The sequence below is a fragment of the Streptomyces sp. MI02-7b genome (assembly GCF_033793585.1).
Lineage (GTDB): Bacteria > Actinomycetota > Actinomycetes > Streptomycetales > Streptomycetaceae > Actinacidiphila.
Window position 1 is genome coordinate 47,776 of sequence record NZ_JARAWX010000033.1, and the last position, 16,328, is coordinate 64,103.

Below are 16,328 nucleotides of genomic sequence, written 5' to 3' on the forward strand. Positions count from 1 at the left end.
TCAGCCTATCGGGCGACGGCCCCGGAGCCCTCGTCGCCTCCGGGCTCCCCCAGCAGCAGTCGCTCCAGCGCCGCCCGGCCCGGCAGCGCGGGCGGACGGACCAGTTCGCCCGTGCGGACGTGGAGGAAGGCGGCAGTGATCCGTTCCGGCGGTACGCGGTGCTGCTCGGCCCAGGCGAGCCGGTAGACCGCGAGCTGCAGCGGGTCGGCGGAGCCCGTGCGGCCGGTCTTCCAGTCGACGATCTCGTAGCGGTCGCCGTCCCGGTAGACCGCGTCGATCCGGCCGCGGATCACCCGTCCGGCCAGGCTGAGCTGGAACGGCGCCTCGACGCGGTAGGGCGTGCGCTCGGCGTAGGGGGTGGCGAGGAAGGCCTCCTTGAGCGCGGCCAGGTCGCGCTCGTCGGCGATCTCGTCGTCGCCCTCGATGCCGGGCAGGTCCTCGGGGGCGATCAGCGGCAGTTCCTCGAACCGGGACTCCACCCAGGCGTGGAAGCGCGTGCCCCGGCGCGCGCCGGGCTGCGGCCGGCGCGGCATCGGACGGGCCAGCTCGCGGGCGAAGCCGTCGGGATCGGCGGCCAGGCGCAGCAGCTGGGACGCGGTCAGTGCGGGCGGCAGCGGCACGTCGCGCACGGCGGCGCGGGCCCGGCGCAGCTCGGCTGCGAGGGCGTCCAGGTCGCGGTCCCAGGAGGCGGCCAGCCGCGCCTCCTCCGGGAGCAGCGGCGCGCGGCCGCTGTGCTCGGGTCCGGGCTCGGGTCCGGGTCCGGGCTCGGGCTCGGGTCCGGTATCGAGTCCGGGTCCGAACTCGGGTCCGGGTCCGGGTCCGAACTCCGGCACGGCCTCCTGTCGGGGCACGGGCGCGGGCACCGGCCGCGGCCCGGGGACGGCGGGCCGTTCGGCGGGCCAGTCCTCCCAGTCGCCGGCCTCCTCCTCGGTCTCGTACGGTGGCTCCCCGACGTCGTACGGCGGCTCCTCGTCGTCGAAGGGCGGCTCCTCCTCCGGTGGCGGCCAGTCGGGGTCGACCGGTGCCGCGCCGGCGGGCGTCCGCCGCAGGGAGGCGCCCAGGTGGTCCAGCACACGACGGGCGGCCTCGCGGCGGCGCGCCAGGGCCTGCGGGTCCAGGGGCAGCGGCCAGGCGGGCTCGGTGCCGCGGCTGAGCGCCGGGTTGGCGGCGTCCTCCTCCGGCGGGTCGGCCCAGTGCTCGACCTCGCCGTGGCCGGCCTCGCAGTGGGTGCGCAGCGCGTCCAGGAAGGCGGAGGGCCCGAAGGGGCGCTTCTGCGTGGGACCCCACCAGTGGCCGGAGCCGAGCAGCAGGGAGCGGGGGCGGGTGAAGGTGACGTAGCCGAGCCGCAGTTCCTCCACGCGGTTGTGCTCGGCCATCGCCGTCTTGAAGGCGGCCAGACCCGCCCGCGACCACTCCTCCACGTCGGGGAGCGTGGCGGCGTCGCCGCGCAGGGCGTGCGGCAGCACCTTGGCGTTGGTGTGCCACAGCTCCCGGCCGCGCTCGCTCGGGAAGCCCTTGCGGACCAGGCCGGGGACGGCGACGACGTCCCACTCCAGGCCCTTGGACTTGTGGGCGGTGAGCACCTTGACCGTGTTCTCGCCGCCGGGCAGCGAGCTGTCCAGGCCCTTCTCGTACTGCGCCGCGGTGCGCAGGAAGGCGAGGAAGGCCTGCAGGGTCGCCTCGCCGTCCAGGGACGCGAAGCCGGCGGCGACGTCCAGGAAGGCGTGCAGCGTCTCGCGGCGCCGGGCGGCCAGGGCGTGCGGGGACGCGGAGAGCTCGACCTCCAGGCCGGTGACCGCCAGCACCCGGTGCAGCACATCCATCAGCGGGTCGGCCAGGGCGCGGCGCAGTTCCCGTATCTCGGTGGCCAGCCGCGCGAAGCGCACCCGCGCCTCGGGCGAGAAGGGCAGGCGGTCCTCGGGCTCGCCGTCGACGAAGGTCTCCAAGGCGTCGGCCAGCGAGATCACCTCGGCCGGGTCGACGCCCTCCACGGCGGCCGCCAGCCGGTCGGCGATCTCGCCGCGGCCCGGCACCAGCAGCCGCGCCCGCCTTCCCAGCAGCGCCAGGTCCCGGGCGCCGATGCGCCAGCGCGGCCCGGTCAGGAGCCGTACGAGGGCGGCGTTGGCGGTCGGGTCCTGCAGCACCTCGCAGACCGCGACCAGGTCGGCGACCTCCGGGAGGTCGAGCAGCCCCGACAGGCCGACGACCTCCACGGGCACGTCGCGGGCGACGAGCGCGGCATGGATGTCGGCGAAGTGTCCGGCCGCCCGGCACAGCACCGCGATCTCGCCCGGGGCGGTGCCCGTGCGGACCAGGTGGGCGATGGAGTCGGCGATCCAGTCGATCTCCTCCTCCTGCGTCGGCAGCAGCGCGCAGCGCACGACACCGTCCCGCTCGGCACCGGGGGCGGGCCGCAGGGCCTCGACGCCTTCGTGGCGTTCGCGCAGCTCGGTGGCGAGCTCATTGGCGAGGTCCAGCAGGCGGCCACCACTGCGCCGGTTCTCCGACAGCGACTGGCGGCGGGCCGGGGTGCCGTCGGCGTGCGCGAAGTGGCGGGGGAAGTCGTCGAGGTTGGCGACCGACGCCCCGCGCCAGCCGTAGATGGCCTGGCAGGGGTCGCCGACGGCGGTGACCGGGTGGCCGGTGCCGTCGCCGAACAGGCCGGAGAGCAGCAGGCCCTGCGCGACGGAGGTGTCCTGGTACTCGTCGAGCAGCACCACTGCGTACTGCTCGCGCAGAATGCGGCCGACCTCCGGCCGGGTGCGGGCGAGAGTCGCCGACAGCGCTATCTGGTCGCCGAAGTCGAGCAGGTCGCGCCTCTTCTTCTCGGCGCGGTAGGCGGCCGCGAGACCGGTGAGGTCGGTACGGGCGCGGGCGGTCTCGGGAAGCCGGCGCAGGTCGGCATTGGTGAGCCGGACCCCGTCGAGCTCGGCGAGCCACGCGCGGTCGTGCGCGAGAAGCCGCTCGGGCGGCACCAGGTGCTCCGCGAGCTCGCCCTCCAGCGCCAGCAGATCGCTGACCAGTCCCGGGATGCCCTTGGTGAGCGCGGGGAAGGGACCGGGCGCGGCGCGCAGCACCTTGGCGGCCAGCTGGTAGCGCGTCGCGTCGGCGAGCAGCCGCGCGGAGGGCTCCAGCCCGATGCGCAGCCCGTGCTCCTTCAGCAACTGCCCGGCGAAGGCGTGGTACGTGGAGATCTGCGGCTCGCCGGGGGCGTGGTCGGGGTCGCCCGGGTCCGGGTCGGTGACGCCGGCCCGGACCAGCGCCTTGCGCACACGCTCGGACAGCTCCCCCGCCGCCTTGTTGGTGAACGTCAGCCCCAGCACCTGCTCCGGCGCGACCTGCCCGGTACCGACCAGCCACACCACGCGGGCCGCCATGACCGTCGTCTTCCCCGACCCGGCGCCGGCCACGATCACCTGCGGCGCGAGCGGCGCGGTGATGCACGCCAGCTGCTCCGGGGTGAACGGGATGCCCAGCAGCTCCTTGAGCTGGTCGGGGCCGCTGATACGGGACGACACAAAGGGGAGGCTATCGGGCGCCACCGACAGCGGGCGGAGCCGCCGGGACTCCCGGCCGCCCTCCCTTTTGGTTCCGCCCTGGTGATGCAGAACACCACGTCCTACGCCACCACCATGGAGCGCATCCCGGTACGCAAGCCGGACCGGAACACCAGTGCCGTGCTCGCGCGGGTGCAGCACGCGAAATCCTGGAAGTGACCGTGAGCGGAACCCCTGTGGCCCGCCTCGTGCCCATCACGGGCAGCCAGTCCCTGCTGGACCGCATGGTCGCCGAAGGGCGCGCCGCCGCACCCGCGGCCTCGGGTCCGATCCCGCTGCCTCCCGCGCTCGGCGATCCGGGAATCGACACGGCGGCCGCACTCGTCTGGATGCGCGACGAGGAGCGTTGGTGATCCACCTCGACTCGACGGCGATCGTCAAGATGGTCCGCCGGGAGCTGGGCACCGGGGAATCGGTCGGCTGGCTGAACAACCGCCCCGACGAACCCCTGGTGTCGTCGTCGCTCGTCGAGGTGGAGGTACCGCGCGCCCTGCGTCGATCCGCCCCGCATGCACTCGCCGGCGTCCCCGGTCTGATCACCAGGCTCTACCGGTTCGAGAGCGACGCGACGGTCCGTGCCACGGCCTCCGCCTCTGACGATCCGCTGCTCAGGTCACGTGATTCCGTCCATCTCGCGACGGCGCAACTCCTCGCCGGCCAGGCGGGCGCGGATCCGCTCGTGTTCGTCACCTACACCAGCGCCTGCTGGAGGCCGCCCAGGACACCGGCGGACAGCCGAGGCACCGGGCTGACCGCCTCTGGTCGCCCCCGGCCTCAATCCACCACCTGCCGCCCCTCCGGGCGGGCGCTGCAGGCCGCCTTGAAGGCGCAGTTGTCGCAGTGCTGGCCGCTGGAGGGGGTGAAGCGCTCGTCCAGGACGCGGGCGGCGGCGTCGGCGAGCAGACCCTCGGCCCAGTCCCCGGACAGCGGCTCCTGGGACTGGACGGTGGGCTGCTGGTCCCCGCCGTCCCTGCGGGCGGCGCCGAGGCGCAGCTGCACGAGTTCGGCGCCGCCCGGGGCGGGCCGGGTGTCGTGGAAGAGCCCGTCGACCGCGCCCTCGCGCACGGCGAGCTGGTAGACGGCGAGCTGCGCGTGGTGCTCCACCTCGGCGGCGGTGGGCTTGCTCCTGCCGGTCTTGAAGTCGACGACGTAGGCGTTGCCCTCGGCGTCCGTCTCGACCCGGTCCATGCTGCCGCGGATGCGGACGGAGACCTCGCCGGTCTCCAGCGTGACGTCGAAGCCGTGCTCGGAGGCGACGGGGAGCCGGCCGCGCTCCATGACGTGCCAGTGCAGGAAGCGTTCCAGGGCGGCGCGGGCGTTCTCCTTCTCCTGCTGCGACTTCCAGGGCGCGTCGAAGGCGAGGGCGTTCCAGACCGAGTCCAGCCGCTCCATCAGGACGTCCAGGTCGGCCGGGGTGCGGCCGGAGGCCACCTCGTCGGCGAGGACGTGCAGGACGTTGCCGAAGCCCTGGGCGGCGGTGGCCGGGGGCTCGGCCTTCACCTCGCGGCCGAGGAACCACTGCAGGGCGCAGGTGTTGGCCAGCTGGTCCAGGGCGCTGCCCGACAGCGCCACCGGCTGGTCGCGGTCGCGCAGCGGGACCTCGGAGCGGGTCTGCTCGTACAGCCCCCACCAGCGCTCCGGATGAGCGGAGGGCACCAGGGGCTGGCCCGCGTCCTCCAGGGCGGCCAGCCGGGCCAGGCGCTCGGCGGCGGCCTCGCGCAGCGCCGGCGAGGCGGCCGGGTCCACGGTGGTGGCGCGCAGTTCGGCCACGAGCGGGGCGACGGCCAGGGGGCGCCGGGCGCGGTGGGTGACGTCCACCGGTTCGACGCCGAGCTCGCGCAGGAAGCGGGAGGGCTGATCACCGTCGTCGGCGGCGGCCTTCACGGCGGTGACCACGAGGCGGTCGCGGGCCCGGGTCGCGGCGACATAGAACAGCCGGCGCTCCTCGGTGAGCAGCGCCCCGGGTGTCAGGGGCTCGGCCAGGCCGTCCCGCCCGATGCGGTCGGCCTCCAGCAGGGAGCCGCGGCGGCGCAGGTCGGGCCAGAGCCCCTCCTGGACGCCCGCGACGACCACGAGCGGCCATTCCAGGCCCTTGGAGCGGTGTGCCGTCATCAGCCGTACGGCGTCCGGGCGGACGGCGCGGCGGGTCAGCACGTCGGCGGCGATGTCCTGAGCGGCCAGTTCCTCCAGGAAGTTCAGCGCGCCACGACCGCCGGTGCGCTCCTCGGCCCGCGCCGCGGTGTCGAACAGCGCGCAGACCGCGTCCAGGTCGCGGTCGGCGTTGCGGCCGGCCGCGCCGCCGCGCAGGGCGGCGCGTTCCAGCCGCCCCGGCCAGGGGGTGCCGTCCCAGAGCGCCCACAGGGCGTCCTCGGCGGTGCCGCCGTCCGCCAGCAGCTCGCGCGCGGCCCGCAGCAGCCCGCCCAGGCGCTGGGCGCCGCGCGCGTACGAGGGGTCGTGCGCGACGAGGCGCTCGGGCTCGGCGAGCGCCTCGGTGATCAGCTCGTCCGAGGGCCTGGGCACGGCCACACCGGCGGCCCGTTCCTCCTCGCGCAGGGCGCGGCCCAGGCGCCGCAGGTCGGCGGCGTCCATGCCGCCCAGCGGGGAGCCCAGCAGGGTCAGGGCGTCCTCCACGTCCAGCCGCGGCGGCTCGGACACGGCCGCCTGCGCGCACACGCTCAGGGCGAGCAGGAGCGGCGCCACGGCGGGCTCGTCGCGCAGCGGCAGGTCGTCGCCGTCGATGTCGACGGGGACGCCCGCGGAGGTGAGCGCCCGGCGCAGCGCGGGCAGCGAGCGGGAACCGGCGCGGACCAGGACGGCCATGTCCGACCAGCGCAGGCCGTCCTCCAGATGGGCGCGGCGCAGGACGTCGGCGATGCCGTCGAGCTCGGCGCCGGGCGTCGGGTAGGTGCGGACGGCCAGGGCGCCGCCGTCGCGGACCGGCGCCAGTTCGCGGTGGGCGCGGACGGCGGCGGCCGGCAGCCGGGTCAGCGGCATACGGGCGGTGAGCAGCCGGGTGGCGGCGAGCAGCCGCGCGCCGGAGCGCCGGGCGACTCCGAGGACGCGTACGTCGGCGGGGCGGCCGTCGCGGTGCCGGAAGGCGTCGGGGAAGCCGAGGATGCCGTTCACGTCGGCGCCGCGGAAGGCGTAGATGGACTGGTCCGGGTCGCCGAACGCCACCAGGGTCCGGCCGCCGCCGGCCAGCGCGTGCAGCAGCCGCACCTGGGCGGGGTCGGTGTCCTGGTACTCGTCCACGTACACGGCCTCGTAGGCCTCGGCGAGGTGCCGGGCGACCTCGGGCCGCCCGGCCAGGAGCACGGCGCGGTGCACGAGCTCGGCGTAGTCGATGACGCCCTGCAGGTCGAGGACGTCCAGGTACTCGGCGAGGAACCCGGCGGCCGCGGTCCAGTCCGGGCGGCCGGTGCGGCCCGCGAAGGCCGCCAGGGAGCGCGGCCCGAGGCCCAGTTCCCGGGTGCGGGCGAGCACGGCGCGGACCTCGTCGGCGAAGCCGCGCGTGGTCAGCGCGGCCCGCAGCTCGTCGGGCCAGCGCACGCGGCCCCGTCCGGCGCGCTCCAGGTCGGGCTCGCCGGCCAGCAGCTCGCGCACGGCGAGGTCCTGCTCGGGGCCGGACAGCAGGCGCAGGGGGTCGGCGAACAGCTCGGGGTCCTGGTGGGCCCGGACCAGGGCGTAGCAGAACGAGTGGAAGGTGGTCGCCGCCGGGGCCGCCGCGCTCCCCTGGCCTCCGGCACGGGGGACGCCGCCCATCCGGGCGGCCATGCGGTCGCGCAGCTCGCCGGCCGCCTTGCGGCCGAAGGTGAGCACGAGGACGCGCCCGGGGTCGGTGCCGCGCCGCACCCGTTCGGCGACGGACTCCACCAGGGTGGTCGTCTTGCCGGTGCCCGGTCCGGCGAGGACCAGCAGCGGTCCGCCCGTGTGCTCAACCACCGCGCGCTGGGAGGCGTCCAGTTCAGGGGGCGTCACCGGTTGCGGCGGGGTCCGTAGCAGTCGGTAGCCGCCCACGGGCCCGGCCGTCCCCCCGGAGCGCCGCGCGGCGGCGTCCGTCTGCCGAGTGAAGGAGGAGGTCACGTGGTTCGCCGGTTCCGTGTGCGTTCATGTGCTGTTGGTGTGCCGGGCCGGGAACGGCCGGGTGCCGACGCTACGCCACCGGCCGGCGGCGCCGTCGCGCGTCCCGCCCTTCCGGTACCGATGCGGGAGCCGCTTCCCGCCGCCCGCCGTACTCCTCACGGACGGCCGACCGCATCTTCGGCGCCCGGATGGCGGAAGCTGGAGGGTGTGAGGGTGCGCTGTTCAGTCCGTACCGCCGGGGCCGTCCGGGGCCGCCGTCCCGTCCCAGCGGGCCCTGCGCATGTCGAGACGGGGTATGTGCCCCTTCGCGGCCTGCGGGGCCGGACGCAGCGGGGTGCCCTCCTCGCGGTAGTGGGCCAGGGCGTCCAGCTCGTGGCCGGGCAGCAGGCCGCCGTCCGAGCGCACCACGCGCCACCACGGCACGGCGCCCCCGTACAGCGCCATCACGCGGCCGACCTGCCGGGGGCCGCCCTCCCCCAGCCACTCGGCCACGTCGCCGTAGGTCATGACCCTGCCCGCCGGAATGCCCTCGGCGGCCTCCAGCACACGCTCCGCGTAGGCGGGCAGCTCCGGGGGGCCGTCTGCCGTCTCCTCCTCGCTCATGCGTCACATCGTGCCCGAGGGCACCGACAGTCGCGGGACACGGGAGCGCGCGCGGGGGCGCTCATGGCGGCGAATTGCCCCCTCCTGCGCCCATGCGCGGGCGGCTCGTGCCACCATCATCCGGGCGGTGACTGGTGATACGAGATCAAAAAGAGACAGACGACAAGCACGACGTGAGCGGGAACGAAGCCGCTGGCGCGGTCGGTGCTGCCTCTGACGCGCCTCTGACCAGCGAAAACACCGCCCCGGTGACACCGGCGACCACCGAGGTCGCGGCCGTCGTACCGCGCGTGGCGGCCACCGCGGGTACCGCCGGTACTCCGGCCGACGCGCGGACGACCGAACCGGTCGCCGTCGCGGCCGACGCCCCGCACGACCGGGACCGGCACGAGGAGACGCCCTCAACGGGCCCTGCCCAGCCCGCAGGTGACGGACCGGCCCGCCCCCCGGAGCCGTCCGGAACCGGCAGCGCGCGGGGCGGGACACCGAAGGCCACCGGGAACGAGGCGAAGGTCACATCCTCCGCGGGCCCCACCGGCCCCGGAGACGCCGGAGACAGCACCCCCGCGGACGCGGACGACGGCGCCGGCACCGCCGACGACGAGAGCTGCCCGCACACCGACCCGGTGGCCAGGGACGAACCCCTGCTGCCCGCGCGCGTGCACCGGCCCGTCGACCTCATGAGCTTCCTGTTCGGCGTTCTCGGCATCGCGCTGGTGCTGGGCATCGCCGGCTTCGCCCACGCGACGACCTCCGGCGTGGAGCAGGACATCGCCCAGGGCGCCACGCACGCGCCCGAGCCGCTGATCACCGTCGCCGGACTGCTGGCGACCGTGGCGGTGCTCATCGTGCCCGTCGCGTTCGCCGTGGAGCGGCTGATCAAGCGGGACGGGCTGCGCATCGCGGACGGCGTGCTGGCGGCCGTCCTGGCGCACGGCGTGTCCCTCGCCACCGATCTGTGGGTCTCGGACGCGGCACCGGCCGCGATCCGGGACGCGCTGACCCGGGACGCGCCCGGCGGCGGTCTGACCGACCCCGTCCACGGCTACCTCGCGCCGGTCATCGCGTACATGACCGCCGTCGGGATGGCGCGCCGCCCCCGGTGGCGGGTGGCGCTGTGGTCGGTGCTCTTCCTGGACTCCTTCGCCGTGCTCATGGGCGGCTACACCACACCGTTCTCGATCTTCGTCACCGTGCTGATCGGCTGGACGGTGGCCTACGGCACGCTCTACGGCGTCGGCTCGCCCAATGTGCGTCCCACCGGCCAGAACCTGCTGGCGGGCCTGCGCCGGGTCGGCTTCGCGCCGCTGACGGCGGTCCGGGCGGAGGACGAGTTCCCGGACTCCCCGGAGTCCGAGCGGGGCCGCCGCTACCTGGTGACGCTGGAGGACGGCCCGCTGCTGGACGTCACGGTCGTGGACCGCGAGCAGCAGGCGCACGGCTTCTTCTACCGCATGTGGCGCCGGCTCCAGCTGCGCGGCATCACCCAGCGCCGCAGCCTGCAGTCGCTGCGCCAGGCGCTGGAGCAGGAGGCGCTGCTCGCCTACGCCGCCATCGCCGCCGGTGCGAACGCCCCCCGGCTGATCGCCACCTCCGAGCTCGGCCCGGACGCGGTGATGCTGGTCTACGAGCACATGGGCGGCCGCTCGCTGGACGTGCTGTCCGACCGGGAGATCACCGACGAACTCCTGCACGGCGCCTGGGAGCAGGTGAAAGCGCTGCAGTCGCGGCGCATCGCGCACCGCAGGCTGGTCGGCGAGTCGCTGCAGGTGGATCGTTCCGGCACGGTCTTCGTGACCGACCTGCGCGGCGGGGAGATCGCGGCCGGCGACATCGTGCTCCGCATGGACGTCGCGCAACTGCTCACCACCTTGGCGCTGCGCGTCGGCCCCGAGCGCTCGGTGGCCTCCGCCGTGGCCGTCCTGGGCCCGGACGCGGTCGCGAACTCGCTGCCCCTGCTGCAGCCCATCGCGCTCAGCCGCACCACCCGCGCCACGCTCAAGCAGCTCGCCCGGGAGCGGGCGCAGCGCGAGCGGGAGGCCGTGCTCGCGGCCTCCAAGGCGCGGCGGGTGGCCGGCGGGGAGCCCGCGAACGAGGCCAAGGAGACCAAGGCGGCGCGGCGGGCCGAGAAGAAGGCCCTGGAGGACGCGCTGGAGGGGGCCCGTGAGGAGGACCTGCTCACCCGTATCCGCCACCAGGTGCTGCTGATCCGCCCGCAGGCCCCGGTGGAGCCGGTGCGGCTGGAGCGGGTGCGGCCGCGCACCTTGGTGAGCATCATCGCCGGCGCCTTCGCCGCGTACTTCCTGCTCTCCCAGATCAGCAGCATCGACCCGGCGACCCTGCTGGCCGAGGCGAACTGGGGCTGGATCATCGTCGCGGTGCTCGCCTCCGCGGCGAGCTACGTCGCGGCGGCCATGGCGCTGTCCGGCTTCGTGCCGGAGAAGCTGTCGTTCCTGCGGACGACGCTGGCCCAGATCGCGGGCTCCTTCGTGAAGCTGGTCGCCCCCGCCGCCATCGGCGGCGTGGCGCTCAACACCAGGTACCTCCAGAAGTCCGGGGTGCGCCCGGGCCTGGCGGTGGCGAGCGTCGGCGCCTCGCAGTTGGTGGGCCTCGGCTCGCACATCACCCTGCTGATGGTCTTCGGCTACATGACCGGCACCGAGAAGACGCCGTCCTTGTCGCCGTCCCGGACGGTGATGGCCGGCGTGCTGACCGTCGGCGTGCTCTTCCTGATCGTCACCGCGGTCCCGTCCCTGCGGCGCTTCGCGTCGACGCGCATCAGGGCGCTGTTCGCCGGCGTGGTGCCGCGCATGCTGGACGTGCTCCAGCAGCCGCTGAAGCTCACGACGGGCATCGGCGGCACCCTGCTGCTGACGCTCTTCTTCGTGCTGTGCCTGGACGCCAGCGTCCGCACCTTCCACGGCGAGGTGAACTTCGCGGCGGTCGCCGTGATCTTCCTGGCCGGCAACGCGCTCGGGTCTGCCGCGCCGACCCCCGGCGGTCTCGGGGCGGTCGAGGGCGCGCTGATCGCGGGCCTGACGACCATCGGGCGGCTGGACTCGGCGACGGCTACCTCGGCCGTCCTGCTGTTCCGCGTGCTGACCTTCTGGCTGCCGGTGCTGCCCGGCTGGCTGGCGTTCACCCAGCTCACCAGACGGCAGGCGTTGTGAATCCGGCCCACTGACAGCAGATGTCAGTGGGCCGCCCCTACCGTCCCGCCATGGACACCTCGCAGATCGTCGAACTGCGCCAGTACACGCTGCACCCGGGCGGGCTCGGCATCCTCGTCCCGCTCTTCGAGCGGGAGTTCGTCACCGGCCAGGAGGCCGCCGGCATCCGCGTCGGCGGCCGTTTCCGCGACCTGGACGAACCGGACCGCTTCGTATGGATGCGCGCCTTCCCGGACATGGCGGCCAGGACCCGCTCCCTGCGGGCGTTCTACGACGGCCCGGTCTGGCGGGCGCACCGCGCCGAGGCCAACGCCACCATGATCGACTCGGACGACGTCCTGCTGCTGCGCGGCCCCGGCTACCGTGTGCCGGACGACGCGGGGCTGGTGGTCGCGACGATCTGCCATCCCGCGGATCCGGCCCGCTTCACGGCCCCGCCGTCCGCCCGCGCGGTGCACCGCACCGAGCACGCGGCGAACGGCTTCCCCGCGCTGCCGGTGCGGACCGGCGAGGACGTCGTCGTGTGGTTCTCCGCCCACCCCGACGCCGACGCCCACCGGGCGGCCCCGCGGCCCGCGGGGAGCGGCGGCGGCCTGCTGCGCCCGCCCCGGGAACTGCGGCTGGTACCGGTGCGCGGTCCGCTGGGCTGACCGGCCCCGTGGCCGCGCCCCGGGCCGGCGGCACACGGGCACCGCGTCCGAACCACCGCCCGCGCGCCGATCCTCACCGGCCGAGGATGTCGGTCAGGTCGTAGCCGACCGGTTCCTCCAGCTGCGCGTACGTGCAGTCGGCCGGGTCGCGGTCCGGACGCCAGCGGCGGAACGGGGCGGTGTGCCGGAAGCGGTCGCCCTGCATGTGGTCGTAGGCGACCTCCAGGACGCGTTCGGGGCGCAGCGGAACCCAGGAGAGGTCCTTGCCGGCGCTCCAGCGGCTCTGGGCGCCGGGCATCCGGCCGCCGGGAGCGGCTTCCGCCCATTCGGCCCACGGATGCCCCTCGACGCCCTCCATGCGCAGCGGCTCCAGCTCCGCCACCAGTTCCTCGCGGCGGCGCATCGGGAAGGACGCGCTGACGCCGACGTGCTGGAGCCGGCCCGCGGCGTCGTAGAGGCCGAGCAGCAGGGAGCCGACGACGGGGCCGGTCTTGTGCCAGCGGAAGCCGGCCAGGACGCAATCCGCGGTGCGCTCGTGCTTGACCTTGATCATCACGCGCTCGTCCGGCCGGTAGCCGACGTCCGGCGGCTTGGCGACGACCCCGTCCAGGCCGGCGCCCTCGAACTGCTCGAACCACTGCCGGGCCAGGTCGATGTCGGTCGTGGCGGGCGCCACGTGGACCGGCGGCCGGACCGGGCCGAGCGCGTCCACCAGCGCCTGGCGGCGCCAGCTCTGCGGGTCCGCCATCAGGGAGCGGTCGCCGAGCGCGAGCAGGTCGAAGGCGACGAGGGAGGCCGGGGTGCGCCCGGCGAGCTGCCGCACCCGGGAGTCGGCGGGGTGGATGCGCTCCAGCAGCGCGTCGAAGTCCAGCCGGCCGTCCCGGGCGATGACGATCTCGCCGTCCACGACGCAGCGCGGCGGCAGCTCGGCACGGACCGCCTCGACGACCTCGGGGAAGTAGCGGGTCAGGGGCTTGCCGGTACGGCTGCCGATCTCCACGTCGCCGCCGTCGCGGAAGACGATGGCGCGGAAGCCGTCCCACTTCCCCTCGTAGAGCATGCCGGGCGGGATCGCGGGAGCCGACTTGGCGAGCATCGGCTTCACGGGCGGCATCACCGGGAGGTCCATGCCGCGATTGTCCGCCCGACAGGCGGGGCACGCCCGTCGGGCCTACCGTGTGCGCATGGGAGAGGCGGTGGCGGCATGGGCGAGGCTGTCGAGCTGACCGTCGGCGAGCGGACGGTCCGGCTCTCGAACCCGGGCAAGGTGTACTTCCCCGAGTCCGGATTCACCAAGCTGGACGTGGCCCGCTACTACCTCACCGTCGGTGACGGCATCCTGCGCGCGCTGCGCGACCGGCCGACGACGATGGAGCGCTACCCCGACGGGATCGGCGGCGAGTCGTTCTTCCAGAAGCGCGCCCCCAAGAACACCCCGGACTGGATCCCCACCGGCCGCATCCGCTTCCCCTCCGGCCGGTACGCGGACGAGATCTGCCCCACCGAGGTCGCCGGTGTCGTGTGGGCCGCCAACCTGGGCTGCCTCACCTTCCACCCCTGGCCGGTCCGCCGCGGGGACCTCGACCACCCCGACGAGCTGCGCATCGACCTCGACCCGCAGCCCGGCACGGACTTCGCCGACGCGGTCCGGGTGGCCCGCGAGCTGCGCGGGCTGCTGGAGGAACTGGGTCTGCGCGGCTGGCCCAAGACCTCCGGCGGGCGCGGGGTGCACGTCTTCGTGCCGATCGTGCCGGAGTGGACGTTCACCGGCGTGCGGCGGGCGGCCATCGCCATCGCGCGGGAGATGGAGCGGCGGATGCCGGAGCAGGTGACCAGCGCGTGGTGGAAGGAGGAGCGCGGCGAGAAGATCTTCGTCGACTACAACCAGACCGCCCGTGACCGCACCATCGCCTCCGCCTACTCCGTCCGGCCCCGGCCGGGCGCCCCGGTCTCCGCGCCGCTGCGCTGGGACGAGCTGCCCGATGCCCACCCCGGCGACTTCGACCTGGCCAGCATGCCGGTGCGGTACGCCGAGGAGGGCGACGTCCACGCGGACATGGAGGGGCAGGCCTTCCGGCTGGACGCCGTGCTGGAACTGGCCGAGCGCGACGAACGCGACCACGGCCTCGGGGACCTGCCGTACCCGCCGGACCACCCGAAGATGCCGGGCGAGCCGCTGCGCGTGCAGCCGAGCCGGGCCCGCCGCAAGCCGGCCGACGCCGCGTCCGACGCACCCGAGGCCTGACGCCCTCTTCCCGGCACAGGGGGCACTGACGCATCATCAGGTAGCTGCTCGTGCACGCCCGCGGGCGGACGACCCGGCCCGACCGGCAGGTCGTGCGTCCGGCCGGGTACGGAGTCACCGATCATGCCGCGCGTTGCGCCGGGGACGGCCGGGTCGGCTGCGGCATCTTTGAGCTCGGCAGCATCGGCCGCCACACCCCCAGCGGTTCCACCGGCAAGGAGGCCCTGTGACCACGGTGCGCACGACCACCCGTGACCCCGAACTGCTGTGCCGCCGACTCGACCTCTGGCTGAACGCCAAGCACCCCGGCGCCCGCTGCCGGAACGTGCGGGTGCCCGTCGCCGTAGGCCCGTCGAGCGAGACCGTCCTGTTCGACCTCGCCGTCCCGCACCCGGCCGGCACCGCCCGGCAGCGGATCCGGCCCTGCGTGCTGCGGCTGGCGGCGGACCCGGAGGCGTCCGCGGTCCTCCCGCCGTCCGACATCGCCGCCGAGTACCGCGCCGTCCAGACCGTCGCCGCGCGCACGCGGGTCCCGGTCCCCGAACTGCTGTGGCTGGAGACCGACCCGGAGCCCCTGGGCGCGCCGTTCTTCGTCATGGAGCGGGTGGCCGGGCGGGTGCCGCCGGACGTCATGCCCTACACCTACGGTTCCAACTGGCTCTTCGACGCCACCGAGGAGGAACGGGCGCGGCTGGAGCGCGCCACGGTGGGCGTGCTCGCGGAGATCCACTCGGTGCCGGCGGAGGGCGGGCTGCGGGAGCACGTCGACGCGCAACGCGCCCGCTACGCCCGGGTCGCCGAGGGGCGGGCCCCCTCCCCCGTGATCGAGCGGGCCTTCGCCCGGCTGGAGGACGTCTGGCCCGCCGATCCCGGTCCCTCCGTGCTGAGCTGGGGCGACGCCCGGGTCGGCGCCATCGTCTACGACGCCGACTTCGCGCCCGTCGCCGTGCTGGACTGGCAGATGAGCGGCGCCGGGCCGCGCGAACTGGACCTGGCCTGGCTGGTGCACCGGCACCGCCACTTCCAGGAGCTGGCGACCGCCTCCGGCTTCCCGGGCATGCCCGTCTTCCTGGACCGCGACCGGGTCGCCGGGATCTACGCGGAACTGACCGGGCACACCCCTCGCGACCCGGACTTCCACACCCTGTACGCGGCCCTGCGGCACGCCGTGGTGATGCTGGACGAGGGCTACCGGCAGGTGCGTTTTGGGGAGCGGGAGATGCCGGACGACCCGGACGACCTCATCCTGCACCGCGGATCGCTGGAGGCCATGGCCGAGGGCCGCTGACGCGGGCGTGCGCCGCGGCGGGACCGGGACCGGCAGCCACTCGTCTGCCGCCCCCGCCGGCCGTCGCGGCGCGCGCCCCGGCCCGGCCCGGCTCGTCCTCCTCGGGGCGGACGGCATCATCAGCGACCGCCCGGACGTGATGCGCGCCCGGCGCTGGTGAATAGTGTGACGCGTCCACGAACACGTCCGGAGGGGTCCTGGTGAAGCGGCATCCGATGCCGATGGTGATTCTGACGCTCGCTCTGCTGACGGGGTGCGGCGGTGCCGCAAATGGGCCGGACCGCGACGGGGCGGCCGCGCCGGAGGCCCCGCGATCGTCGAAGGCGGTCACGGCCGAGCGCGTGAAGTCGGCCCTGGAGGCCCGACTGACTCCGAACGAGGCGCGGTTCGGTTCCGGCACGGGATCGCCCTGCTCGACCTCGTCGGCCCGGATGTTCGCCGCCGAGTGCGGCGACGCCGCGAAGGTCACGGGAGCCGACGCGTCGTTCGCCCTGGAACAGATCGAGGGCCGGCAGGGCTTCGCCACGCTGCGTGCGGTCGCGGTCGAACTCCGCGCCGCTGTCGCCTCCTACCAGCGGCTCGGCTGCGCCGACCACCCGGCCGCGACCGCCACCCGCCACGCCTGCCTCGCCCCCGCGGCCGTCATCGCCCAGGGCTTCCCCGACCTTCGCGACGGCGCCGACCTCGGCCTGCGGGGCGCCTAGGCGAACCGGCAGCGCGCCGGGATTCCGC

At 75.1% G+C, this 16,328-nt stretch carries 11 protein-coding genes; 7 read left to right on the forward strand and 4 right to left on the reverse strand.

The features are described from left to right. Positions 1-5 precede the first annotated feature (5 nt). Complete coding sequence (locus PV364_RS36135; RefSeq protein ID WP_319665075.1) at positions 6-3,518, reverse strand: ATP-dependent DNA helicase; 3,513 nt, start codon at positions 3,516-3,518, stop codon at positions 6-8. Between the two features lie 200 nt (positions 3,519-3,718). On the opposite strand from PV364_RS36135, the gene PV364_RS36140 reads away from it, so the two are divergent. Beyond that, positions 3,719-3,910 carry a hypothetical protein gene (locus PV364_RS36140; protein WP_319665077.1) on the forward strand — a complete coding sequence of 64 codons (192 nt, stop codon included), beginning with the start codon at positions 3,719-3,721 and terminating at the stop codon, positions 3,908-3,910. Positions 3,911-4,331: 421 nt separating this feature from the next. Here the strand turns inward: PV364_RS36140 and PV364_RS36145 are convergent, their stop codons facing one another. Next, positions 4,332-7,640, reverse strand: a complete 3,309-nt coding sequence (locus tag PV364_RS36145) for an ATP-dependent helicase (protein ID WP_401978053.1) — start codon at positions 7,638-7,640, stop codon at positions 4,332-4,334. 222 nt (positions 7,641-7,862) lie between these two features. After that, a complete protein-coding gene (locus PV364_RS36150; RefSeq protein ID WP_319665080.1) occupies positions 7,863-8,243 on the reverse strand; it encodes an MGMT family protein in 381 nt (126 codons plus the stop codon). Positions 8,244-8,533: 290 nt separating this feature from the next. On the opposite strand from PV364_RS36150, the gene PV364_RS36155 reads away from it, so the two are divergent. After that, a complete protein-coding gene (locus tag PV364_RS36155; RefSeq protein WP_415924655.1) occupies positions 8,534-11,413 on the forward strand; it encodes a flippase-like domain-containing protein in 2,880 nt (959 codons plus the stop codon). A gap of 50 nt (positions 11,414-11,463) precedes the next feature. Then, the gene (locus PV364_RS36160) at positions 11,464-12,063 is read left to right on the forward strand and encodes an NIPSNAP family protein (protein ID WP_319665083.1); all 600 of its coding nucleotides are present in this window, start codon (positions 11,464-11,466) and stop codon (positions 12,061-12,063) included. A 73-nt stretch (positions 12,064-12,136) separates the two neighbouring features. Here the strand turns inward: PV364_RS36160 and PV364_RS36165 are convergent, their stop codons facing one another. Next, on the reverse strand, positions 12,137-13,192 hold the full coding sequence (locus PV364_RS36165; RefSeq protein WP_319665084.1) for an ATP-dependent DNA ligase: 1,056 nt from the start codon (positions 13,190-13,192) through the stop codon (positions 12,137-12,139). Positions 13,193-13,267: 75 nt separating this feature from the next. Here PV364_RS36165 and ligD point away from each other — a divergent pair, with 75 nt between their 5' ends. The 4 genes from ligD to PV364_RS36185 all read left to right on the forward strand — a co-directional run bounded on the left by ligD (position 13,268) and on the right by PV364_RS36185 (position 16,300). After that, positions 13,268-14,308, forward strand: a complete 1,041-nt coding sequence (gene ligD / locus PV364_RS36170) for a non-homologous end-joining DNA ligase (RefSeq protein WP_319665085.1) — start codon at positions 13,268-13,270, stop codon at positions 14,306-14,308. Between the two features lie 50 nt (positions 14,309-14,358). Continuing rightward, positions 14,359-14,538 carry a hypothetical protein gene (locus PV364_RS36175; RefSeq protein ID WP_319665141.1) on the forward strand — a complete coding sequence of 60 codons (180 nt, stop codon included), beginning with the start codon at positions 14,359-14,361 and terminating at the stop codon, positions 14,536-14,538. Beyond that, on the forward strand, positions 14,535-15,596 hold the full coding sequence (locus PV364_RS36180) for a phosphotransferase family protein (protein ID WP_319665087.1): 1,062 nt from the start codon (positions 14,535-14,537) through the stop codon (positions 15,594-15,596). Before PV364_RS36175 ends, PV364_RS36180 begins: the two co-directional genes overlap by 4 nt. Positions 15,597-15,817: 221 nt before the next feature. Continuing rightward, positions 15,818-16,300 (forward strand): hypothetical protein, encoded by a 483-nt coding sequence (locus PV364_RS36185; RefSeq protein ID WP_319665089.1) that lies wholly within the window; start codon positions 15,818-15,820, stop codon positions 16,298-16,300. The last annotated feature ends 28 nt before the right edge of the window (positions 16,301-16,328 follow it).

Excerpts from the sequence above, each read along its gene's own strand:
- PV364_RS36185 (WP_319665089.1), top strand. The coding sequence starts at position 15,818 with ATGGTGATTCTGACGCTCGCTCTGCTGACGGGGTGCGGCGGTGCCGCA.
- PV364_RS36150 (WP_319665080.1), bottom strand. The coding sequence starts at position 8,243 with ATGAGCGAGGAGGAGACGGCAGACGGCCCCCCGGAGCTGCCCGCCTAC.
- ligD (WP_319665085.1), top strand. The coding sequence starts at position 13,268 with ATGGGCGAGGCTGTCGAGCTGACCGTCGGCGAGCGGACGGTCCGGCTC.
- PV364_RS36160 (WP_319665083.1), top strand. The coding sequence starts at position 11,464 with ATGGACACCTCGCAGATCGTCGAACTGCGCCAGTACACGCTGCACCCG.
- PV364_RS36165 (WP_319665084.1), bottom strand. The coding sequence starts at position 13,192 with ATGGACCTCCCGGTGATGCCGCCCGTGAAGCCGATGCTCGCCAAGTCG.